This is a genomic window from Chryseobacterium ureilyticum (assembly GCF_900156735.1).
Classification (GTDB): Bacteria; Bacteroidota; Bacteroidia; order Flavobacteriales; family Weeksellaceae; genus Chryseobacterium; species Chryseobacterium ureilyticum.
Genome location: NZ_FTOL01000014.1, coordinates 63,986 through 85,922 on the forward strand (window position 1 = coordinate 63,986; position 21,937 = coordinate 85,922).

At 35.2% G+C, this 21,937-nt stretch carries 19 protein-coding genes; 12 read left to right on the plus strand and 7 right to left on the minus strand.

Annotated elements, in window-relative coordinates; translation table 11 throughout:
- Positions 1 to 2 precede the first annotated feature (2 nt).
- Positions 3 to 662 carry a porin family protein gene (locus BW983_RS22840; RefSeq protein WP_076554062.1) on the minus strand — a complete coding sequence of 220 codons (660 nt, stop codon included), beginning with the start codon at positions 660 to 662 and terminating at the stop codon, positions 3 to 5.
- Between the two features lie 333 nt (positions 663 to 995).
- On the opposite strand from BW983_RS22840, the gene ppk1 reads away from it, so the two are divergent.
- The 11 genes from ppk1 to BW983_RS22890 all read left to right on the plus strand — a co-directional run bounded on the left by ppk1 (position 996) and on the right by BW983_RS22890 (position 15,452).
- Positions 996 to 3,068, plus strand: a complete 2,073-nt coding sequence (ppk1, locus tag BW983_RS22845; RefSeq protein ID WP_076554063.1) for a polyphosphate kinase 1 — start codon at positions 996 to 998, stop codon at positions 3,066 to 3,068.
- The gene (locus BW983_RS22850; protein WP_076554064.1) at positions 3,065 to 3,949 is read left to right on the plus strand and encodes a Ppx/GppA phosphatase family protein; all 885 of its coding nucleotides are present in this window, start codon (positions 3,065 to 3,067) and stop codon (positions 3,947 to 3,949) included. Before ppk1 ends, BW983_RS22850 begins: the two co-directional genes overlap by 4 nt.
- A 299-nt stretch (positions 3,950 to 4,248) precedes the next feature.
- Entirely contained in the window at positions 4,249 to 4,902 is a 654-nt protein-coding gene (locus tag BW983_RS22855; protein WP_076554065.1) for an NAD-dependent epimerase/dehydratase family protein, read from the plus strand.
- On the plus strand, positions 4,899 to 5,045 hold the full coding sequence (locus BW983_RS24210; RefSeq protein WP_167370021.1) for a hypothetical protein: 147 nt from the start codon (positions 4,899 to 4,901) through the stop codon (positions 5,043 to 5,045). Before BW983_RS22855 ends, BW983_RS24210 begins: the two co-directional genes overlap by 4 nt.
- A 142-nt stretch (positions 5,046 to 5,187) precedes the next feature.
- Positions 5,188 to 8,226: a choice-of-anchor I family protein gene (locus tag BW983_RS22860; RefSeq protein WP_076554066.1), complete on the plus strand. Its 3,039-nt coding sequence runs from the start codon at positions 5,188 to 5,190 to the stop codon at positions 8,224 to 8,226.
- Positions 8,227 to 8,392: 166 nt separating this feature from the next.
- Positions 8,393 to 8,782, plus strand: a complete 390-nt coding sequence (locus tag BW983_RS22865) for a DUF3060 domain-containing protein (protein WP_084184645.1) — start codon at positions 8,393 to 8,395, stop codon at positions 8,780 to 8,782.
- A gap of 110 nt (positions 8,783 to 8,892) precedes the next feature.
- A complete protein-coding gene (locus BW983_RS22870; RefSeq protein ID WP_076554067.1) occupies positions 8,893 to 9,300 on the plus strand; it encodes an HYC_CC_PP family protein in 408 nt (135 codons plus the stop codon).
- Between the two features lie 69 nt (positions 9,301 to 9,369).
- The gene (locus BW983_RS22875; protein WP_076554068.1) at positions 9,370 to 10,755 is read left to right on the plus strand and encodes a TolC family protein; all 1,386 of its coding nucleotides are present in this window, start codon (positions 9,370 to 9,372) and stop codon (positions 10,753 to 10,755) included.
- Between the two features lie 15 nt (positions 10,756 to 10,770).
- Positions 10,771 to 13,923, plus strand: a complete 3,153-nt coding sequence (locus BW983_RS22880; RefSeq protein WP_076554069.1) for an efflux RND transporter permease subunit — start codon at positions 10,771 to 10,773, stop codon at positions 13,921 to 13,923.
- Between the two features lie 12 nt (positions 13,924 to 13,935).
- A complete protein-coding gene (locus tag BW983_RS22885) occupies positions 13,936 to 15,018 on the plus strand; it encodes an efflux RND transporter periplasmic adaptor subunit (RefSeq protein ID WP_076554070.1) in 1,083 nt (360 codons plus the stop codon).
- Positions 15,019 to 15,026: 8 nt separating this feature from the next.
- Positions 15,027 to 15,452 carry a hypothetical protein gene (locus tag BW983_RS22890; protein WP_076554071.1) on the plus strand — a complete coding sequence of 142 codons (426 nt, stop codon included), beginning with the start codon at positions 15,027 to 15,029 and terminating at the stop codon, positions 15,450 to 15,452.
- A 126-nt stretch (positions 15,453 to 15,578) separates the two neighbouring features.
- On the opposite strand, the gene BW983_RS22895 is transcribed toward BW983_RS22890, so the two are convergent.
- Both BW983_RS22895 and BW983_RS22900 read right to left on the minus strand, forming a co-directional pair.
- Positions 15,579 to 15,827, minus strand: a complete 249-nt coding sequence (locus BW983_RS22895; protein WP_002977212.1) for a NifU family protein — start codon at positions 15,825 to 15,827, stop codon at positions 15,579 to 15,581.
- 49 nt (positions 15,828 to 15,876) lie between these two features.
- On the minus strand, positions 15,877 to 16,983 hold the full coding sequence (locus BW983_RS22900) for an Mrp/NBP35 family ATP-binding protein (RefSeq protein WP_076554072.1): 1,107 nt from the start codon (positions 16,981 to 16,983) through the stop codon (positions 15,877 to 15,879).
- A gap of 148 nt (positions 16,984 to 17,131) precedes the next feature.
- Between BW983_RS22900 and BW983_RS22905 the strand changes: the two genes are divergently transcribed.
- Positions 17,132 to 17,587, plus strand: coding sequence for a hypothetical protein (locus BW983_RS22905; protein ID WP_076554073.1), 456 nt, complete (start codon positions 17,132 to 17,134; stop codon positions 17,585 to 17,587).
- A gap of 149 nt (positions 17,588 to 17,736) precedes the next feature.
- Here the strand turns inward: BW983_RS22905 and BW983_RS22910 are convergent, their stop codons facing one another.
- The 4 genes from BW983_RS22910 to BW983_RS22920 all read right to left on the minus strand — a co-directional run bounded on the left by BW983_RS22910 (position 17,737) and on the right by BW983_RS22920 (position 21,937).
- Complete coding sequence (locus BW983_RS22910; RefSeq protein WP_076554074.1) at positions 17,737 to 20,079, minus strand: outer membrane beta-barrel family protein; 2,343 nt, start codon at positions 20,077 to 20,079, stop codon at positions 17,737 to 17,739.
- A 21-nt stretch (positions 20,080 to 20,100) separates the two neighbouring features.
- The gene (locus BW983_RS24215; protein WP_167370022.1) at positions 20,101 to 20,247 is read right to left on the minus strand and encodes a hypothetical protein; all 147 of its coding nucleotides are present in this window, start codon (positions 20,245 to 20,247) and stop codon (positions 20,101 to 20,103) included.
- Positions 20,248 to 20,510: 263 nt separating this feature from the next.
- The gene (locus BW983_RS22915) at positions 20,511 to 21,038 is read right to left on the minus strand and encodes a hypothetical protein (RefSeq protein ID WP_139329344.1); all 528 of its coding nucleotides are present in this window, start codon (positions 21,036 to 21,038) and stop codon (positions 20,511 to 20,513) included.
- A gap of 560 nt (positions 21,039 to 21,598) precedes the next feature.
- Entirely contained in the window at positions 21,599 to 21,937 is a 339-nt protein-coding gene (locus tag BW983_RS22920; protein WP_076554076.1) for a hypothetical protein, read from the minus strand.

The following is a 21,937-nucleotide window of genomic DNA, read 5'->3' on the forward strand; positions in this document are numbered from 1 at the left end:
TTCTAGAATAAATAACCTAATGATATGCCAAAATTAGAATTATACACTTTAGGAGCATCTATAATAACCAATGAATTTAAGTTATAAACTTCGGCATTCTTATAAACTTTTGTCATACCAAAATAGTAGCCTACCGAAGCTAGATAATGTTTTGCAAAAATATATTGCGCTTTAAGCTTTATTCCTGCATCAAACTGCTGTAAGTTATCCGGCTTTTGTTTTGTTGAACCATTAATAGTTTGATTATATTCCAATTCTTTATTCAGAAGTATTCCAATTTCTGGACCTACCGAAACAGAAAGCTCGTTAATAGGATGATAACTGAATAATACCGGCAACCTTAAATAATCTGTTTTCAACTTACCATTTAATGTAATTGATTTTGGACCATCCATTTCATTAATACCGTATGGAATAGTAGTATTAAAATCTGCCCCCATTTGTGAATATGCCAACTCTACATCAATAGAAACTTTATCAGAAAGATAGTTCCAGATAAAACCACCTACATGAAATCCGGTTCTGGACTTAAATTCATCAGCATCAGATCCTGTAAGGCTACTGAAATTCGCTCCGGCAAAAACACCGTATTTGGTTGTCTTACTTTGGGCATTAATCATCCCTGCTGCCAGCAGCAGACTCATTATAATTGTTTTTTTCATGGTATTATTATTTATCTATAATTAATTTTATAAATATATTGACTTTTCAATAAAAATATTCAAAATCATATCATTATATTTGATAAGGAACTTTCAATTCTATATTGATACTTTTAGTTTAAATATTTTATTCTATCAGAAAACTAAATATGATTAATAAAATCCCTATAACGTGAATGAATACAACACATAACAACCAATCAAAACACACTGAATTTCAATAACATAAATAAAATTAATTCACAAATCATTAAAAATTAATCAAAGTTTAACCTAAGAAATTAAGTTAGAAACTTACGAATCATTATTTTTGGTAAAACATAAAAATTTAGAATGTCAATACACTTTAATCCACGAGATATTACATGGCTTGCCTTTAATGAAAGGGTTTTACAGGAAGCCATGGACGAAAATGTTCCCTTACATTTAAGAATACGTTTCCTAGGAATTTTCTCCAATAATCTGGATGAATTTTTCAGAGTGCGTGTTGCCGGATTAAAGCGTGCCATGGATTTTAAAGAAAAGGTAATTTCTGAATCTTTCTATCAACCACCTTCGAAGATTCTTCAGCGAATCAATGAAGTGGTAATGAGACAGCAGCAAAACTTCGATAAAACCTGGAAAAAGATCCAGATGGAAATGGCTGACCATAAAGTTTTCATCAAGAATTCTAAGAATCTGACAGCACTACAAAAGGAGTTTGTCCGAAAATATTTTGATGAAGTCGTGGAATCTAATGTCATTCCTATTCTTCTCCATGAAAATACCCCCATGCCTTATTTAAGGGATAAAAGTCTTTATCTTGGAGTTGCCATGAGAAAAAAAGACTGGCAGTATTCAAGCAATTATGCCATTATCGAGATTCCCTCTCGTTTCGTAGGAAGATTTGTATTGCTTCCGACTGAAGATCCGGAAGAAAAGAATGTCATGCTTTTGGAGGATGTTATTACATTTAACCTACCTCATATTTTCTCTTACTTCGGTTATGATGATTTTGCTGCCAATGCTTTTAAGGTTACGAAGGATGCAGAACTGGATCTTGATAATGATATCCGTACCAACTTTGCAGAAAAAATAGAAAAGGGACTTAAAAACAGGAGAAAAGGAAAGCCTACCCGATTTGTTTTTGATAAAGATATGGACAAGGCTTTGCTGGAGCTTCTTATCAGAAAACTAAATTTAACAAAGAAAGACAGTATCATCCCTGGGGGAAAGATTCATAATTTCAAACATTTCATGGATTTTCCTGATGTTTTTGAGACATATGAAAGACCTGTGGAAAGAACATCATTCACGCATCAGGCATTTGAACATGGTGAAAGGGTGACGGATGTTATTCTAAAAGAAGATGTCTTATTAACTTTCCCTTATCATAAATATAATCCGGTTATTGACCTTCTTCGTGAGGCGGCAATGGATCCTGATGTAAAATCAATTCAGATTACGGCTTATCGTCTTGCCAGCAGTTCAAAAATTATTAATGCATTGATCTATGCTGCAAGAAATGGTAAGGAAGTAACGGTCATGCTTGAGCTTCAGGCAAGGTTTGATGAAGAATCTAATCTTGAGTGGAAAGATATGCTGGAACCGGAAGGGATTACGGTTCTTGTAGGACTTCCTAATAAGAAAGTTCATGCTAAACTTTGTGTTATCAAAAAACGATCACACAACAAAACGATTCAGTATGGATTTGTAAGTACCGGAAACTTTAATGAAAAAACGGCAAGAATCTATGGTGATCATTTGCTTCTTACTTCGGATCGTGGTATTATGGCAGACATCAATAAAGTATTCAATGTTCTAAAAAAACCAAAAGATGATTACCTTCCGATTTTGAAAACTTGTAAAAATTTACTAGTTTGCCCCCAATTTATGCGTGAAAAGATCGTTCACCACATTGATAAAGAGATTGAGGAAGCCAAAGCAGGTAGAAAAGCTGAAATAATAATAAAAGTTAATTCCCTAAGCGACAGATTATTAATTGAAAAATTATATGATGCAGCCAAAGCAGGGGTTATTATAAAAGGTATTGTAAGAGGAATCTACTGTGCGGTTAATCAAAAAGACTTTAAAGAAAAAATAAAGACAATAAGCATTGTGGATGAATATCTGGAACACGCCAGAGTAATGTATTTCTATAATAAAGGAGCTGAAGACATGTATATTTCCTCTGCAGACTGGATGACCAGAAACCTTGATTATAGAATTGAAGCGGCAGCCAAAATTACCGATAAAAACCTTAAAAAGGAATTAAAGGATATTCTTGATATTCAGCTCAGAGACAATGTAAAAGCTAGAATTTTAGATAAAAGACTCAGCAATGAATATATAAGAAATGATAAAAATGAATGCCGCTCACAAATAGAAACCTATAAATATCTAAAGGCTAAAACAAGCAAAAAATGAAGATAGCAGCAATAGACATAGGAAGTAATGCCGCAAGACTTCTCATCAATGAAGTAAAAATAAATAACAGAAAACCAGAATTTATAAAGCTTAATCTTCTGAGAATCCCTCTGAGATTAGGAATGGATGTTTTTACCATCGGAAAAATAGGTCCCGAAAGAGAAAAAATGGTGATTGACTCTATGAAGATCTTCAGTGATCTAATGAAAATATACAAAGTAGAACATTACAGAGCCTGTGCTACCAGCGCAATGCGTGATGCTGCCAATGGTGATGAAATCATAAAACAGGTAAAGGATGCTTCAGGAATCAATATTGAGATCATCTCCGGAGATGAAGAAGCAACTTTAATCTACGAAAATCATGTAGCAGAAGGTCTTGACAAAGAATTTGCCTATTTATACATTGATGTAGGCGGAGGTTCTACTGAGCTTACTTTCTATGAAAACGGAAAAATGGTGTATGAAAGATCTTTCAATATCGGAACAATCCGTCTTCTGAACAACCTTGTCACCATGGAGAACTGGCATGAAATGAAAGAAGAGATTAAGAAAAATATCGTTAGTAAAAAACCAATCGTTGCTATCGGTTCAGGAGGAAACATTAATAAGGTATTCTCTATGAGTAAAACGAAGGATGGAAAACCAATGTCTTTATCTCATCTTAAAAAGGTTTATAAAGAATTCAATGAGCTTTCTGTAGAAGAAAGAATGACAAAGCATAGTCTGAGAGAAGACAGAGCTGATGTATTGGTGCATGCCTTGAGTATTTTCAATAATGTAATGGCATGGTCGGATATCAATAAAATTTTTGTTCCAAAGATTTCCGTTGCGGATGGTTTGATTCAAAATATTTATAGCCAATTACAACATAAGAAATAGTTTTTAAAATATTGATTTATACAAACCGAGCAATTTTTTGTTCGGTTTTATTTTTCCATATAGTCATTGCGAATGGAACTGTAAACTTCCCTGAAAATGTTCATTTTTTTTAAGTTTTGGCTAAAGCCATTGGAATTTTATTATTTATTTAGGAAGGCTAAAGCCCATCTCTATTGATGTGATATTCGAATGGATAATGATTATGGCTATAGTTGTTTAATGACAAGATCTTTTATCTTTTAAAAAATTTAAAGTAATTCTCTATCTTCATTCGTCATACAACTATCAATAGCAAAGCAATGGACTCAATCAAAATAATTCTTACAGGAGCAACCGGAATGGTAGGTGAAGGCGTTTTAATGGAATGTCTTGAAAATCCGCAGGTATCTGAAATTCTAAGCATCGGCAGAAAACCTTCCGGAAAAACTCACCCTAAATTAAAAGAATACCTTGTTCCTGACTTTCTATCCATCGATATTAATGATGAAAACCTTAAAGGTTATGATGCCTGTTTCTTTTGCGCCGGAATAAGCAGTGTGGGAATGAACGAAGAAGATTATACCAAAATCACTTACGATACAACAATACACTTTGCTGAAGCAGTTTTACATCAGAATCCGGATATGGTTTTCAATTATGTATCTGGCGCAAGCACAGACAGTACCGAAAGCGGAAAAATCATGTGGGCAAGGGTAAAAGGCAGAACAGAAAATACTTTAAAGAAGATGAATTTCAAAGGTGCATACAATTTCCGTCCGGGATTTATGAAACCTGTTGATGGTCAATTGAATGTAAAATGGTTTTTTAAACCTTTTATTTGGATTTTCCCTATTTTTTTACCGTCAAAATCATTAACTTTACACGAAGTAGGAAGAGCTATGATCAATACAGTTAAAAAAGGGTACCCTACTTCAACTTTAGAAATTCGAGATATTAAAAATTTAGCGATATGAGAGACATGTTAAAAAGAATTGTTCTGGTTATTTTTGTACTCTTGCTTCTGACTGCGGTTTCAGGGTTTTTCTATATGCAGAAACATCCTCTGGAAGGAAAATCAGGAACTATTTTGAATTTTTCCGGTAAGCCTATAAAATAGCTTCTATTCTATCTCCATGAATCTTATTAAAATTTTATCATTTATCAGAAATAAACCTATTTTTTAAACATTTCTTAAAATTCCATTAAAATAGTTACAAAACATAAAGTTCATTTTTGTATTTATCTAATTGAAGTACAAAATGATCAAAAACTACCTATTAAAAGGGTCTGTCATTGCCGCATTCTTCTTCCAGAGCGGACTTTTCGGGCAGACACTTATCCATTACTGGAATTTTAACAATAATACTTCTGCTGCTTCCATCACTACACCATCGTCTACTTTGGTGAATGGTTCTCTTATTCCTGTAGCAGGAGGTACAAGTGTCATCGATTTTGCTGGTGGTACCGGACAAAACTTTAATCTTGAAAACTTAAATGCAAGAAACGGAGATGCCTGGGGAACACATTTGAGATTTAATAATCCGATTGGTGGAGCGTTGCAATTCAATCTTCCTACCACAGGATATAATAATGTTATTGTAAAATTTACAACAAGGAGATCTGCACAGGGAGCGGGAACACAAACATGGTCTTATACAACAGACGGAACTACTTTTATCTCATATCAGACTGTGAATCCCCAAGATGGAAATCCTCAATTGATTACTTTTGATTTTTCTACGATTGCTGGAGCTTCTAATAATCCAAACTTTAAATTAAAAGTTGAGTTTTCTGCAACCGGAGGAGGAACCGGTGGTAATAACCGTTTCGATAATTTTACAGTAGATGCTTCTCCGGTTGGAGGTATTGACACTACTCCACCAACTACGACTTACCTTCCTGCAAACAATACAAACAATGCTTCAACGACTGTAAATCCTACGATTTCTTTTAATGAAAATGTAAGATTAACGGATAATTCTGCGATAAACGATTCTAATGCACAAAGTCTTGTAGATTTCCGACTGGGAGATGCTACAGGTACACAAGTTCCTTTCACGACTGCTTTTAGCAACAACATCATCACTATCATTCCAACTACCGGCTTAACGCCGGGGCAGACATATTATCTTGCCCTGAAACCCAATACTGTTGAGGATTTTAATGATAATGGAATAACAACAGTCACTTCAAGTACGTTTACAACAGCAGGAACTTCAATTTCTCTTGATAAAAACTTTATAACAGTCAATGAGAATGCAGGAAATCTTGCTTTTAAAATCAATATTGCCAATCCTTCAACTTCCACGGTAAATCTTGTTGTGAAGCCGGCACCTTTCAGTACTGCGGACAGCAATGATTTTACGCTGACTAATCAAACAATCAATATTACTCCTTCCACTACTAGTTATACCGTTAATATTCCTATTATTGATGATACTTTGGAAGAGCAAAAGGCTGAATATTTTGTAGTAAGTCTTGAAAACCCAACGGGAGCAACAATTTCGGGAGATAATTCTGCAACAGTTTATATTGTCGATAATGACAAACCGGCACCGGTTCCTTCTAATGAAATTCAGCTGAATTATATCGGAAGTTTTGATCCTTCAGGAAATAATAACAGTTCTACGGAAATCGTAGTCCATGATCCTGCTACTCAAAGATTGTTTACCATCAGTTCTCTTACTGATGTTTTTGATATTATTGATTTCAGTACTCCTTCCACTCCAACAGTTATCAATACAATAAATATGGCTGCTTATGGCGGAATCACCAGTATTGCAGTTAAAAATGGTATTATCGCAGCCGCTTCTCCCAATACTAACCCTCAGCAAAATGGTTCTGTAGTCTTTTTTGACATTAATGGAAATTTCCTGAAACAAGTTACAGTAGGAGCTTTACCGGATATGGTGGCTTTTACCCCTGACGGAACCAAAGTAATGACTGCCAATGAAGGAGAACCTAATGATGCTTACACCGTAGACCCTGAAGGAACCATTAGTATTATTGATATTTCAGGGGGAATTGGTAATCTGACACAGAGTAATGTGACAACATTGAACTTTAATAGTTTTGATTCTCAGGTTGCTGCTTTAACGGCTACAGGCTTAAGAAAGGTCAGAACTAATAATACTTTATCTCAGGACCTGGAACCGGAATATATCACTATAAGTGCAGACAGTAATAAAGCCTGGATAACACTTCAGGAAAACAATGCCATTGCTGAGGTAGATATTCCCAACAAAACTATTACCAGAATCTGGGGATTGGGTAAAAAGGATATGAGTGTTCCCGGAAACGGTTTTGATGCTTCTGATAACAATGGCGAAGTTCTTATTGCAAACTGGCCTGTAAAAGCATATTATATCCCTGATGCTGTACAAAACTATAAAGTAGGAAATACAAATTATATCGTAACCGCCAATGAAGGTGATGAAAAAGATCTGTCAGGATATAGTGAAAGAACTACTGTAGGAGCTAACAATTACACTTTAGATCCTTCCATTTTCCCGAATGCTAATATTTTAAAAGCATCGCATAATCTTGGAAGATTCAGAGTTTCTTCAGCTACCGGAAATACAGATGGTGATTCTGATTTTGAGGAAATTGCTGCTTTAGGAGCACGTTCATTCTCTATTTTCAATGCGGATACAAAACAGCAGGTGTATGATAGTGGAGATCAGTTTGAACGATATATTTCAGCCAAACATCCATTGATTTTCAATGCTGATAATGAATCTAATGCTGTTAAGAACAGAAGCCGAGCGAAAGGTCCCGAACCGGAAGGGGTAACATTAGGAACCATCAGCGGGCAGACTTATGCTTTCATTACTTTAGAAAGAACAGGAGGTGTAATGGTTTATAATATTACCAACCCGAACAATCCTACTTTTACAGATTATAAGCATTCCCGTTCTACATCAGCTTATGGAGGTGATAACGGACCCGAAGGAATTATTTATATTGCCCCTGAAAATACTACAACCCAAAAAGGCTATGTCATTGTTGCCAATGAGATCAGCGGAACTTTATCTATGTATGAAGTGGCTGTACCACCAACTTTGGCAACTGGTGAAGTAAAACAGGAAAAAGCAACCTTCAATGTTTTTCCTAACCCTGTCAATAAAGGAAATATTTTATATTTCAACAGAAAACAGGACTACGAATTATATGATATGTCCGGAAAACTAATTGGAAAGGAAAAAAATGCCTTAACCATTACTACGAATAATCTTTCTACGGGAGTTTATCTTGTAAAAACTTCTGAAGGAGATCTTAAGAGAGTTATTGTAAAGTAACTGATATTTTACTATTTGATTAAAGCCTCTGGAAACAGGGGCTTTTTTTGTGTGAACAGAATCAGTTTATCTTACGTGAATTCACTCAAAAAAGATTTAACTTTTGATTAACAACGGAAAAATTATTTTATATCTATATTTATCCTCAACAAAAACCAAATTCAAAATGAAAAGTATTAAAACAGCAGCTATTTTCGGAATTCTTCTATTAGGAACAGGTACTGCCTTTGCTCAATCCCGAAAAACAGAGTCTACAAAAGGAGTAGAACAGACGGATGGCAAAGTAATAGAGGTAGAAGGCGTGGGGCATAAACTTAACTATACCCTTAACGGTGGCATTGTTCAGGTTTCAGGAGGCGATAATACAGTAACTGTAAAAGGAAGCGCAAAAAAGATTTCAGTTTCAGGAACAGGCAATAAGGTATATATTGATAAGGTAGACAACGTTACTATAGAAGGTGGCAGTAATACAGTCTATTACAGGACTTCAGGAACAAAATCAGGAAAGCCTAATTCTTCACTTACGGGAGTGGGAAATAAGGTTGTAAAACAATAATTATAAAAAGCTTAGATAAATATTCTAAGCTTTTTTTCCTTTAAACTATAAACTTCTTCCATAATTATATAACATCAAGACTCTTATTCATTTTAATTTTACTCCACGAAATGAAAAGAGTCTTTCACATACTGTTTATCCTTCTGTACATCGTAGTTTCTTCAGGGTTTACGACAAGCAGACACGTATGTAAAGGCAATTCAAGTGAAATACATGTAGGCTTTAAAAAACTCTCTGATCTGGATTGTTCAAAATGCAAAGCCAATAAACAGAAAAATCACAACGGCTGCTGTAAGCTAGAAATAAAAAAAGTTTGCAAAGAAGATAACCTTCCCCATTCTTACAAAAACTCTCCCGTAAAGTTTTTATCAGCCTCTATCCCCTATTATAATCTGGGAGCATTATTTGATGCAACACCTGCTATTGATCCTGAAAAACACTCCTTTTATTTTGATCCCTCAAAATACCATCTCAATTACCCTTCCCTTTTCATCCTTCATTGTGTCTATAGAATTTAGAATAGATTGAATCATATCGTGATCCCTATCGGGGCATTTATTTTTCAATTTTAATTCTAAAAATATTCTATGAATTTAACATTCAGAGCACTCATCTTATGGCTGGGCTGCCCTGTGCTATCCTTTGCTCAGTTTACGAGTTTAGAGGATGTACTTCTCAGGGTTGAAAAAAATTACCAGTCCATTCAAAAAAAAGAAATCAATATACAAGCTTCAAAGGAAAGACTTAAACTTCAAAAAACGTATTATCTGCCGGAAGTTTCGGTAATGGCTCAACAAAGTTTCGGAACCATTAATGCCCAAAACGGACCTATGTATAATATGGGTGGTTCAGGTATTGCCTCTACGTCCATGCCTTTAGCAGAACAAAACTGGAATGCAGCTTTCGGAAGTTTATATCTCGCTAATATCAACTGGAGCGTTTATACTTTTGGAAAACTTAAAACAAAAGAAAATATAGAGATTGCAGATACAGAACTTCAAAAGGCAGATTTAAAGCAGGAAATTTTTCAACAACAGGTAAAAGCAGCAGCAGCTTATTTCAATCTTCTGGTAAGCCAACGACTGGAAAATGTACAGTTGGAAAATCATAAACGTTCAGAAGTTATTTACTCTATTGCACAGGTAAGAGCCAACAGCGGGCTGATCCCCGAAGTAGATGCTTCTTTAGCAAAAGCAGAAATGTCTAGTGCACAGACGGCTGTTCTTAATGCCAATGACCATGTCCTGGAATACAATAAAAAACTATCTGACCTATTGGCAGAAAATTTCACAGACTATCAGCTAGATCATTATTTCAGTAAAAATACGCCAACCTTACTTCAGGAAAACTTATCATTGGATAATCACCCTACTACCCTTTTTATTGCTCAAAAAATTAATAAAAGTAAGCAACAGGAAACCTATTTGAATAAAACCGGACTGCCCTCTCTTTCACTTTTTGGTACATTTCAGGGAAGAGGTTCTGGCTTTGGATGGAATTATGTTCAGGACAATTCTGCCTATTCATCCTCTTATCTTAAAGGAATCGGTATAGACAGGATGAATTATATTGTTGGGCTTAACCTCAGCTGGAATCTCACTGACTTTTACAGAAACACCTCTAAAGTAAATGAGCAGAAACTGGTTACAAAAGCTCTAGATTTCGATTATCAGCAACTACAGCAAGAGCTATATAACCAACAAAATCTTTCAGAGCAAAAATATAAAAATGCGGTAACTAAAATCGCAGAATCAAAAATTCAGTTACAGGCTGCAACCGATGCTTTTCATCAGCAAAAAGCTTTGTATGAAAACGGATTAACTACAATTGTAGATTTTACCCAGGCTTTATACCTTTTGAATCGTGCTGAAATCAATTATGAAATTGCCCAGAATAATTCATGGCAAGCCATTGTACTGATTGCTGCTTCCAAGGGCGATATCTCTATGATCACAAAAGCAATTACCCATTAACTTAAAAATTTAAACATGAATCTTATAAAGTTTGCATTACGCAGACCAATATCTGTAATGGTATTGGTATTGGGGCTGTTGTTTTTCGGAATCAAGGCTGCCAAAGAAGTAAAGGTAGATATCCTTCCTGAGATGAATCTCCCTGTTGTATACGTTGCTCATTCCTTTAATGGATATACTCCACAACAGATGGAGGGTTATTTTACCAAAATGTATGTGAATATGCTTTTGTTTACCAACGGTATTAAAAGTATAGAATCTAAAAATACTCAAGGACTTACCCTCATGAAGGTCAATTTCTACGAAGGAACCAACATGGGAGAAGCTATTGCTCAGATCAATGCGCTTTCTACCCGTTCGCAGGTATTTTTACCACCGGGAGCACCGCCTCCGTTTATTATCCGCTTTGATTCCTCTTCACAACCGGTGGGGCAGCTTGTTTTCCGAAGCAATACCAAAACAAATAACGAGTTGCAGGATATTGCCAATTTCAATGCCCGTCCGTTTCTTATCGCTATTCCGGGGCTTACTACAGCTCCTCCATTCGGTGGAAGTCCACGTACTATAGAAGTCAATGTAGATCCTATTAAATTACGTGCTCACAACTTGTCTCCTGAGCAGATCGTAGAAGCTATAAGCCGAAATAATATTACCTCACCATCAGGAAACGTATATATTGGAGAAACCAATTATCTTACTCCAACCAATAATACGGTAAAAAAAGTGGAAGAGCTTGGTGATATTCCTCTTTTCAAAGGAACGGCAGACAATGTTTATGTAAAAGATGTTGCTACGGTAAAAGACGGAGCAGATATTGCCACCGGATATGCATTGATAGACGGCAAACGTTCCGTTTATATTAATATTGCCAAAGCCAGCAATGCTTCAACCCTTGAGGTAGTCAACAAACTAAAAGAGTCTTTACCTAAAATTCAGAAAAATATGCCTGAAGGTGTAGAAATTTCCTATGAATTTGATCAGTCTGTTCATATTTCAAATGCACTTAAAAGTTTAGCTGTTGAAGGTATTTTAGGAGCTTTACTTACAGGATTGATGGTTATGCTTTTCCTTAACGATCGAAGAGCTGCCCTTATTGTCATCATGACTATTCCGATCTCCATTATCTCAGGAGTTTTGTTTCTGAAATTATTCGGACAGTCCATCAATATTATGTCTTTATCCGGGCTGGCGCTTGCCATAGGAATTTTGGTAGATGAAAGTACAGTAACTATTGAAAATATCCATCAGCATTTTGCTATGGGAAAAAGCAGGGCACAAGCCATTTGGGATGCCTGTAAAGAAATTGCGTTTCCTAAACTCTTGATCATGCTTTGTATTCTTGCCGTATTTGCTCCTGCATTTATGATGAGTGGGATTCCAGGATCTTTATTTATGCCTTTGGCAATGGCGATCGGTTTTTCAATGATCGTATCTTTTATATTATCACAAACTTTTGTTCCGGTAATGGCTAACTGGCTGATGAAGCATAATCCTCAGACCTGTGAAAATCATAAGCCTGATTGGTTTAGTAGATTCCGTGATCGTTTCACTGCATTTTTATCTTCTTTGATGACCCGCAAAAAAATCATTGTCAGCTTAAGTATTTCTATCGTTTTATGCTTAGGAATAGGGCTTTATCAGATAACAGGGAAAGATGTATTACCAACCGTTAATTCCAAACAGTTTCAGGTTCGTATAAAAACTGCGGAAGGTACCCGTATTGAAGTTACGGAAATAAAAGTCAAAAAATTTCTGGAACACCTTAAGAATAAAGTTGGAAAAGATAATATCGCTATCTCTTCCGTATTCATCGGGCAACATCCCTCTACGTTTGCCGTAAGCCCGATCTATCTTTACAATGCAGGACCTCATGAAGCTTTAATGCAGGTTGCGTTAAAAGAATTCAATGGAAATTCAGATGAATTGAAAGATGAATTACGAAAGTATTATAAAGAAAAGATGCCAGACCTTCAAATTTCTTTTGAGCCTATAGAACTTACGGAAAAGATTTTAAGTCAGGGAACAAATAATCCTGTGGAAATAAGAGTTTCGGGAATGATGAAAAAAATGAACCGTATGTATGCCGAAAAACTTTTAACCAAAATAAAAGAAATTGAATACATGCGTGATCAGCAAATTCCTCAGTCTATGAGCTATCCGGCTTTACAAATTAATATTGACAGAGTAAAAGCAGCACAATTGGGACTGGATGCTCAGGATATTGCCAAATCTTTGGTAACCGCTACAGCTTCTACACGATATACCAATAAAAACTTCTGGGTAGGAGGAATGATGGGAATTGCGTATGATGTACAGGTGCAGACTCCTCAGAATATCCTTAACAGTAAAGAAGAATTAGCCAATATTCCGTTATCAAAAAATTCGGATAGACCTGTATTGGGTGATGTAGCTACAATAACTTCTGCAAAAGAATTAGGTGAAAGTTACAATTTGGGAACAATGGGCTACACCACAGTTACTGCCAATATTCATAAAAAGGATCTAGAACAGGCTTCCAAAGATGTAAAAAAAGCGATAGAATCTCTTGGAGAGCTCCCAAAAGGAGTTAATATCGAGGTTGCCGGAATGGCTCCTGTATTGGATGAAACGATGAGCAGTCTTTCTTCAGGGCTTCTTATTGCTGCAGCGGTAATTTTTCTGATGCTTGCTGCTACTTTCCAGTCGTTCCGTGTTTCATTGGTTATTTTAACAACCGTTCCTTTCGTGATTGTAGGATCCCTTACCTTATTGAAACTTACAGGTTCTACTTTAAACCTTCAGTCTTATATGGGATTGATCATGTCTGTTGGAGTTTCTATTGCCAATGCTGTTTTACTGATCAGTAATGCAGAAACGATAAGAAAATCAACAGGGAATGCATCTGATGCAGGTATTGAAGCCGCGAAGCTGCGTATCCGACCAATCATTATGACCACGTTGGCTATGGCGGCAGGAATGCTTCCTATGGCTATTGGTTTTGGTGAAGGTGGTGATCAGGTATCTCCTTTGGGACGCGCCGTAATCGGAGGGCTTATTTTCTCAACCTTCTCGGTCTTGATCATTCTTCCTCTTGTTTTCGGATGGATACAAAAAAATGCAAGCATTATATCTCCTTCTTTAGATCCTGAAGATGAAGAAAGTATCCATTATTCTAACTCAAACCTATAATATTTATCATCAATGAAAAACATTTTATATATAACAGCCATTCTAAGTCTTATCATTATTCCTGCATCTTGTGATAAAGAAAAAAAAGAGCCTAAACAGGAGACCAAAATGATGATGATGACTAATATGGAAACGGTAAGCATCCAAAAAACCAATCCAAAAGTAGAGCTTAAACTTCCCGGTGAACTGGTTCCAGATCAGGAAACTGCTTTATTTGCTAAAGTACAGAGCTATGTAAAGAAGATCAATGTTGACATCGGTACTTACGTCAACGCCGGACAAGTTCTTATGATTCTGGAAGCACCTGAAATACAAGCTCAGGCAGCTAATGCCAAAGCAAAATGGCAGGCACAGGAAGCCATATATGCATCCACAAAATCAAGTTATGCAAGAATGTACAGAGCCAATGAGACCAAAGGTGCTATTGCAAAGGATGCACTGGATCAGATCACTGCCCGAAAACTATCTGATGAAGCACAGGTTAATGCTGCAAGATCGGCTTACCGTGAGCTTCAGGATATCAATCATTATCTTGTTATTCGTGCTCCTTTCAGTGGAGTGATTACAGAAAGAAATGTAGATCTGGGTGCATATGTAGGTCCTATGGGAAATACTCCGCTGATGATTATTCAGAATACTTCAAAGCTACGACTTAGTTTATCCGTTTCAGAAGCTAGTGTTCCCTATCTGAATGTAGGAGATACGATATCATTCAGAGTACATGCAATTCCTGAAAAAAACTTTAAAGCCAGAATCTCCAGAAAGTCGGGTTCTTTAGACCTTAAGCTCCGTTCGGAAAAGATAGAGGCTGATTTCATTAATCATTCCAGAGAACTGAAGCCCTTTATGATCGCAGAATCCATTATTCCTCTTCAGAACAGTGAAGCAACATTTTTCATTCCAAGATCGTCCCTTGTAGAAAGTAATATGGGAATTTATATCATTAAAAAAGAACATGGAAAGGCAAAATTCATCTCTGTCAAAAAAGGAAGAATCATGAATGAAACCATTGAAGTTTTTGGAGAATTATCCGAAGGTGATCAAATCATTAAAAAAGGAAGTGAAGAAATTTTAGAAGGAAGTTTAATTAAATAATATCAACAATGAAAACAATATTAAAAATCACAATGATTATTCTTTTCAGCGCAACCGTTTTGTATGCCTGTAATAAAGAAACGCTTAAAAATCCGGAGCCTGTTGCGGCACAGAAACCTCAACCAACAGCTTCTTCTGCAAAATATGTGAAAGGGAGCCATGTTCCCACCGAAACAGTCTGTATGGTGAATAATGCTTATATGGGTAAGAAACAAATAGAAGTTCCTCATAACGGAAAAATATATTACGGTTGCTGCGAAATGTGTGTAAAACGTATTCCATCGGACAAAACAGCGAGAGAAGCAATTGATCCGTACAGTGGAAAAACAGTAGATAAGGCTGATGCTTATATTGTCATGATCAGTGATGAAGGTGAAGTGGCTTATTTTGAAAATGAGGAAAACTACAATAAGTTCCTGACTCAAAATTCATAATTATATTTTTTTAGATTAATTGTTTTAGGGCTTGGTAATTTAGAATTATCAGGCTCTTTTTACAGAAAATAAAAAAGACAGGCTTTGTATACAAAGCCTGTCTCTAAAAATATCTCAGATATAGTTTTACTCTACGTTTATTACTTTTTCAATTTCCGGAGCATGTTGTTTGATTGTATTTTCCACACCTAGTTTTAGGGTTGAAAAATTCAACGAGCATCCAGAACAGTTACCCAAAAGTTTCACAAAAACCTGATTATCCTTCACGTCAATAAGCTCGATATCACCTCCGTCTTTATTCAAAAACGGTCTGATGCTTTCCAGAGCTTCCATTACTCTTGTTACTGTATCTTCGTGCGTTATGTTTGTTTCCATATTTTTTTCAGTTCAATTCGGTTTTTTCAAATTTAATTGAAATTTATTATTATTTTGCTTTTGGCGAGCATCCTGCCATTGTTGAGATCTTCACAGCCTCAGTTGGCGGAAGGCTTTTATTTCTCTCTACAAGACTTTCTACCATTTTTCTTGCAGTTTCTGTATAGATGTCTGCAATTTTAGAATCTTCCTGAAGCGCAGCCGGTCTTCCTACATCTCCTGCTTCTCTGATGCTTTGGATCAAAGGAATCTCACCTAATACAGGAATTCCTAAATCTTCTGCCAAATATTGTGCTCCCTGGTTTCCAAAGATATAATATTTATTGTCAGGAAGTTCTTCCGGTGTAAAATACGCCATATTTTCGATTAATCCAAGAACCGGAATGTTGATACTTTCCATCTGGAACATTGCAATCCCTTTTCTTACGTCTGCCAAAGCAACGTGCTGAGGTGTACTTACAATCACCGCACCTGTAACAGGCACTTCCTGAATGATCGATAAGTGAATATCACCTGTTCCCGGAGGAAGATCGATCAATAAGAAATCCAGTTCACCCCATGCAGCATCTCTGATCATTTGATTCAGTGCTTTTGAAGCCATCGGACCTCTCCAAACTACAGCTTGGTTTGCTCCTGAGAAATATCCTATTGAAAGCATTTTCACACCATAATTCTCAATCGGCTTCATCATGTTCTTACCGTTTACTTCTACAGAAATTGGTTTTGCACCTTCTGTATCAAACATGGTAGGAACTGAAGGACCATAGATATCAGCATCTAATAATCCTACTTTAAAGCCCATTTTAGCTAAAGTAACTGCCATATTTGCAGAAACTGTAGATTTCCCTACCCCTCCTTTACCAGAAGCAATAGCGATAATATTTTGAATTCCAGGAATTTGTTTTCCTTTGATCTGACTTTGCTGAATTTCACTAGGTTCCGGAGAAACGATTTTAAGTTTTAAATGAACGTTTTCTCCAAACTCACTGGCAAAAGCCTGTTTCATTGCAGCTTCCAGCTTTTTCTTTTCATGCATTGCAGGCGAATGAGCAGTCATGTCAATATAAACATCGTCACCCATAATCTGAAGATTATTCACCAAGTCGTCTACTTCTATTTCTTTAAGGAATTCCTGAACCTTTTCTTTCGTCAACATATAAATATAAATTGTTTACAAATTTACGCATTTTTTCGATAATTTAGAATCAATAAAATCTATAATATCAGGTGATAAATCAGATCGTTAAAAATTTGTTTATCCTGATTTTTCATCACGAGAATTTATACCATCCCCAAAAAAATATATGGAAACTACTTCTTACCCGAACAAATACGCTTCCCCAAAAGGAATTTTCACCGTTGGAAAAACAAAATTTAAATGGTATGACCTTGCTAAAAATCCTGCTGAGGTTTCTCCGGAAGACATTGATCGTGCTAAAATATGTATTGAAAATGCCAAAGAAAACTTTCAGAATATAGAAGATCTTGGATTTGTGATCATGCATCGATGTGGAGAAAATTATCTTCTTATGGTTTGCACATGGAGAAGTGAGAATGAATTATGGGAAAGTGTTTATTATGATGGAAACGGTACATTTGAAATTTGGGACAGAAATAAAACCCACCTCCCGACTTACTGTGTATGGGAAATGGGCATTGTATACCATGAGTCTCAGGCTTGGAAAAAATACCTGAGTACTTCAAGGAATGAAAGTCATAAGGTGGAATATCTTAATAACTTGTTTGAGGGTGAAGTTTAGATAAAAAAAGATGAAAGTATAAAGGTGGAGGTTATGATCATAATTGCATTAGTCTTTACAACTATAAATCATTCTGTAATGATAATCTCCGGTATGTTTCATGACCTGTATTAACTTCCTGCTTCGCTCTCCCAACTTCCTTTCTTATCTTAATTCGTTCTGTATTTTTCGTCAAAGTTTACATTACGGTTTGCGCCTTTTACCTTTTTATTTCCAAAATTATAGGTTGCTGATAATGTAAGCCTTCTTGCATCGTAATAATTATTAAAAAAGTGAGATCCTGTTGTATAGTAAATCTCTCCTTTACTTCTTGACTGTTTGAAAATATCAGACACAAATAAATTGATCTGCAAATCTTTCTGCATAAGATTCATTTTTATGCCGGTGGTAAAGTTTCCTACAAAATCCCAACGTATATTCCCTGAATTGGATGGCAGACGAAGCCAATAGTTTACTACAAACTGAAAGGTCTTTGCTTTATTCAGTGACAGGTTATTCTGAAAATTAAACTCATAACCGTATCCTTTTTTGGATGAAGCATCGGTAGCATAAACCTCTGTATTCATATATGATACATCTGCAGAATAGTTTACTTCCCAAAATTTAAGGAATGTATCTGAATAATTGACCGTCACCCCAAGACTGTTCTGATCATAAAAATTGAAAAAAGTACTTGTCCTGCTCTGCCCTGATAAACTTGCCAACTGTCCGAATCCGTCCAATGTTCTTTGGAAATATAATGAGGTAGATAATTTTCCTTTATAAACATGGGAAAACTCAAAATTATGATTGATGGATGGCTTTAAAAGAGGATTTCCTGTAAAGAATGAATTAATATTAATATACCAACGGTAAGGGTTAATCGCACGGAATCCAGGTCTGTTGATTCTTTTTGAATAATTGATACTGAATGTATTATTTTCATTGCTTTTGTAAGATACATAAGCTGTAGGGAAAAATTTTCCATAGGAACTTTCGGACTGTTCTCCTGAAGTAAGAGAATATCCGTTTACTGTAGAATATTCATATCGAAGTCCTGCTTTTGCAGACCATTTTTCGTTGAAAGATTTTTCAAGGCTGAAGTAGGCTGCATAATTTTTTTCATTGTATTCAAATTCATTGCTTTTCGAAGGGTCTGTCTCATAGTTTCCATTATTCAGATTCCGATAAAATATGCTTGAGTTGTTATCAAAATTAGTAAACTTCACACCGGCTTCGGTTTTGGCAAACTGATAAGGTAAGGTAAGATCTGCCTGTCCGGAATAGATTTTATAATCTACCAATGAAGGTGATTTTACAATAAAACGATTCCCTGAATTTTCTGTAGTTGTAAAGTCAATCGTTGTTTCCGGAACATTGGAAAAATAGTTTCCTGTAATGCTCAATTTATTGTCTTGTTTCCCGAATTTAAAATCATAATATGCACTTAACATCTGCTGGGTAGATTTCGCTCTGTGTTCTGCATAAGTAGCCAAAATACCTGTATAATTGTCATTCTGAAAATAGTCTGAAGTATTCTCAATATCCATATTGGAATGCCCGAAACCATAATCGTATATAAAGCCTATGTTAGACTTTTTTCCCAATTGGTAATCAATACTCAAGTTTGCACCAAGCCCGTCCCCGAAATCTCTTCTGTCATCATGACTTTTAAGTCCTTCTACTCCGGTAATTCTATAATTTTCAAAGGAATGTTTTTCATATTTACTTTGTCTTAATTTCAATGATGAACGCATCTTTTCATTTTGATAATTGATGGTTGCACTGTTTGAAAATCCTGAATAAGTCTGCTGCTGAAAGCTTGTGGTAAGACTTCCATTCCAACCCAGATTTTGATTCTTCTTTAAGACAATATTGATAAGACCACTGTTTCCCTGGGCTTCATATTTCGAAGGTGGTGCCGTAATGACTTCTATTTTCTCTATGTTCTCGGATCTGAGACTTTTAAGATAGGTAATCAATTCTGCTGAAGAAAGGTTCAGAATTCTTTCATTAATCATCACAGATACTCCACTTTTTCCGGCAATGGAAACTCCTGAATTATCATCCACCTTCACCAAAGGTGTTGTTGCAAGAGCATCAGCGCCATCCATTCCCTGTGAAGCAACGGAACTCGCTACATTGAAGACCAACCTGTCGGCTTTTCTTTCAATCAGTTTTTTTCTTGCAGTAACAGTTATCCCTTCAATCTGCTTTTCTTTTTTCTCTTCAATGAAAAAATCCTGCTTGAGATCACCATTTACAGCAACATCGGTAGTGGATAATTCTGCTCCGTCCTGGATAAGTTTTATATTATAATTTCCATTCTCCAGAAGTTTCAGTGAATAATTTCCTTTTTCATCAGAAATTGTTGTTTGTTTTTTCTGATCCTTCATCGCAATAATTTCCACATAGGAAACCCCATTCCCGGATTGCTTAATCTTCCCGGTTATACTTTGGGAAAATGCCGCTGCAGGTAGCAGTACGATTGCTGAAAGTAATATTTTCTTCATGTAATTCTTGAATCATAGTTATTAGGCTATTGATAAGACAAGTGAAGAAGAAGTTTTATTACATGGAGCATGATTTTTCTTATGTCGTTTAAAGTAAGATAATAGTGATTTCAATGACGAAACCATAAAAACCATTGCAGATGCAATGGTTTTTATGGTTCTTTTCAAGATCAGATATTTTACAATAGTACAAGCTATTACTTTTTAAAATAAACACTTCTAAGAATTGTCTGAAAACCTTCTTTAGTTTCTTCAGAAGGGTTATTACAATAAATGGAAAGTTTATCTCCTACAATATTTTTATTAAAAAATGCTACAATTGTTTGTCTATCTTTTCAGGACTAGTCACAGTGTATTATTAATTTGTCTTTCAATTCGTTAATAATTTTTCTCATCACTAACTTTAGAAAATTATCCAAATTTATATAATATTAAATAGGACTTGGTGTTATATTTTTTGCTTTTATTAAAGAAGCTGGCGCTGGAACAACTAATTTTCCTTCTGGATTCTGTTTATTATTATTTTCATCAACTACGCATAAACATATATCACATTCAAAGACTAATTTTTCAGAATCAATATCTACAAATACACGAAGATTATCATCATGGCAACAAGGACAATCTTTATCAGATTTAAACACCAAAAGATTAAATATAATGTCTCTCGTATGTATAATTGCCCATTGAGGAGAATCAACTTTAGCTTGTATAATATCATATTGAATAATTTCATCTAATGAATACCAAACAACATTATCTGTATAAAAGATCTCTTCTATATTTAGCCTTTCATAATAACTGAAATAATCTTTATATAAATTTTGTATTTGAACATCCTTTACCTCTTTTATTTCTTGTGTCCAATCTAGTAATAATTTCAATAAAGAGTAAGCATCCAAATTATCTCTATCTTGGATTATACTCTGTTTTAGTTGTTCCCATTTTCTTAATATCATATGACTCATTATGGTGCTATTGGATATGTTGTTATTAAATTTCCCTTATAGTCTGTAATTACATTAATCCAAGAGGTAGGCGCTCCTCCTTGCTTTAAAGATGCATTACCTATTATTTGACCTGTATCTACAGTTCTTTGAAATTGTCCCCCAGTCAATGGGGTTAAAGGAGAATTAATTACAGTTTTATTCTGTAATATATTTTTTAATTGTTCTTCTGTTGTAATAAAAACTGATCTATTGTTTCCTAATGGTCTGTTAAAATGTCCTTCTAATACATGTTTCCATCCAGCACACTTGAATCAGCATAGCCATTAACTGAATAGCTCCAACTGCATCTTGAGCCTCTTCATCCTGACAGCTCATATAAGTATCAAAAGTAGCCCAACCTGCTGAAGCAATAAAATTACTTTCCCCATTAGTAAAGTCCTCATTTCAGATTTTCTTATTCATGAAGATAAATATTTTCTAAAGTTGAGAATAAAAAAACCACTGCAATACTTAATATTTATAGTGAGTTTCCTTTGAGAACACAAGAATCCTGACTGTGCAAACTAGACTTATATGTCGGAAACTATATCGGAGAAATCTCTAATATCACAAAAAATCTCTTGAATTTTGCCGATCTCTGTACATGCAGATCCAAGATATCCATCCTTAATCATCTTAAATATTACATTTTTTATTGTTTCTTTTTTCAAATCTTTCACAATAAGCATATCTGTAGACCAAAAATATCCTGTATCATCCTCATCAATAAAGTTCTTAACATTAATGATTGTAAAAAAGGTAGAAAAAAAAACAGTTCCAGAAGGAAGAATAATGTTTAAATCAATATTATCATTATAATAATCATTAACACTATACCCACTTGGAAATACTACTTTAAAATCTTTCAT

Bases quoted from the DNA above. Each gene is read 5' to 3' on its own strand.
- BW983_RS22855 (WP_076554065.1), top strand. From the start codon at position 4,249: ATGGACTCAATCAAAATAATTCTTACAGGAGCAACCGGAATGGTAGGT.
- BW983_RS22870 (WP_076554067.1), top strand. From the start codon at position 8,893: ATGAAAAGAGTCTTTCACATACTGTTTATCCTTCTGTACATCGTAGTT.
- BW983_RS22920 (WP_076554076.1), bottom strand. From the start codon at position 21,937: ATGAAAGATTTTAAAGTAGTATTTCCAAGTGGGTATAGTGTTAATGAT.
- BW983_RS22910 (WP_076554074.1), bottom strand. From the start codon at position 20,079: ATGAAGAAAATATTACTTTCAGCAATCGTACTGCTACCTGCAGCGGCA.
- BW983_RS22840 (WP_076554062.1), bottom strand. From the start codon at position 662: ATGAAAAAAACAATTATAATGAGTCTGCTGCTGGCAGCAGGGATGATT.
- BW983_RS22915 (WP_139329344.1), bottom strand. From the start codon at position 21,038: ATGATATTAAGAAAATGGGAACAACTAAAACAGAGTATAATCCAAGAT.
- BW983_RS22860 (WP_076554066.1), top strand. From the start codon at position 5,188: ATGATCAAAAACTACCTATTAAAAGGGTCTGTCATTGCCGCATTCTTC.
- BW983_RS22885 (WP_076554070.1), top strand. From the start codon at position 13,936: ATGAAAAACATTTTATATATAACAGCCATTCTAAGTCTTATCATTATT.
- BW983_RS22865 (WP_084184645.1), top strand. From the start codon at position 8,393: ATGAAAAGTATTAAAACAGCAGCTATTTTCGGAATTCTTCTATTAGGA.
- BW983_RS22895 (WP_002977212.1), bottom strand. From the start codon at position 15,827: ATGGAAACAAACATAACGCACGAAGATACAGTAACAAGAGTAATGGAA.
- ppk1 (WP_076554063.1), top strand. From the start codon at position 996: ATGTCAATACACTTTAATCCACGAGATATTACATGGCTTGCCTTTAAT.
- BW983_RS22850 (WP_076554064.1), top strand. From the start codon at position 3,065: ATGAAGATAGCAGCAATAGACATAGGAAGTAATGCCGCAAGACTTCTC.
- BW983_RS22880 (WP_076554069.1), top strand. From the start codon at position 10,771: ATGAATCTTATAAAGTTTGCATTACGCAGACCAATATCTGTAATGGTA.
- BW983_RS22875 (WP_076554068.1), top strand. From the start codon at position 9,370: ATGAATTTAACATTCAGAGCACTCATCTTATGGCTGGGCTGCCCTGTG.
- BW983_RS22890 (WP_076554071.1), top strand. From the start codon at position 15,027: ATGAAAACAATATTAAAAATCACAATGATTATTCTTTTCAGCGCAACC.
- BW983_RS24210 (WP_167370021.1), top strand. From the start codon at position 4,899: ATGAGAGACATGTTAAAAAGAATTGTTCTGGTTATTTTTGTACTCTTG.
- BW983_RS22905 (WP_076554073.1), top strand. From the start codon at position 17,132: ATGGAAACTACTTCTTACCCGAACAAATACGCTTCCCCAAAAGGAATT.
- BW983_RS22900 (WP_076554072.1), bottom strand. From the start codon at position 16,983: ATGTTGACGAAAGAAAAGGTTCAGGAATTCCTTAAAGAAATAGAAGTA.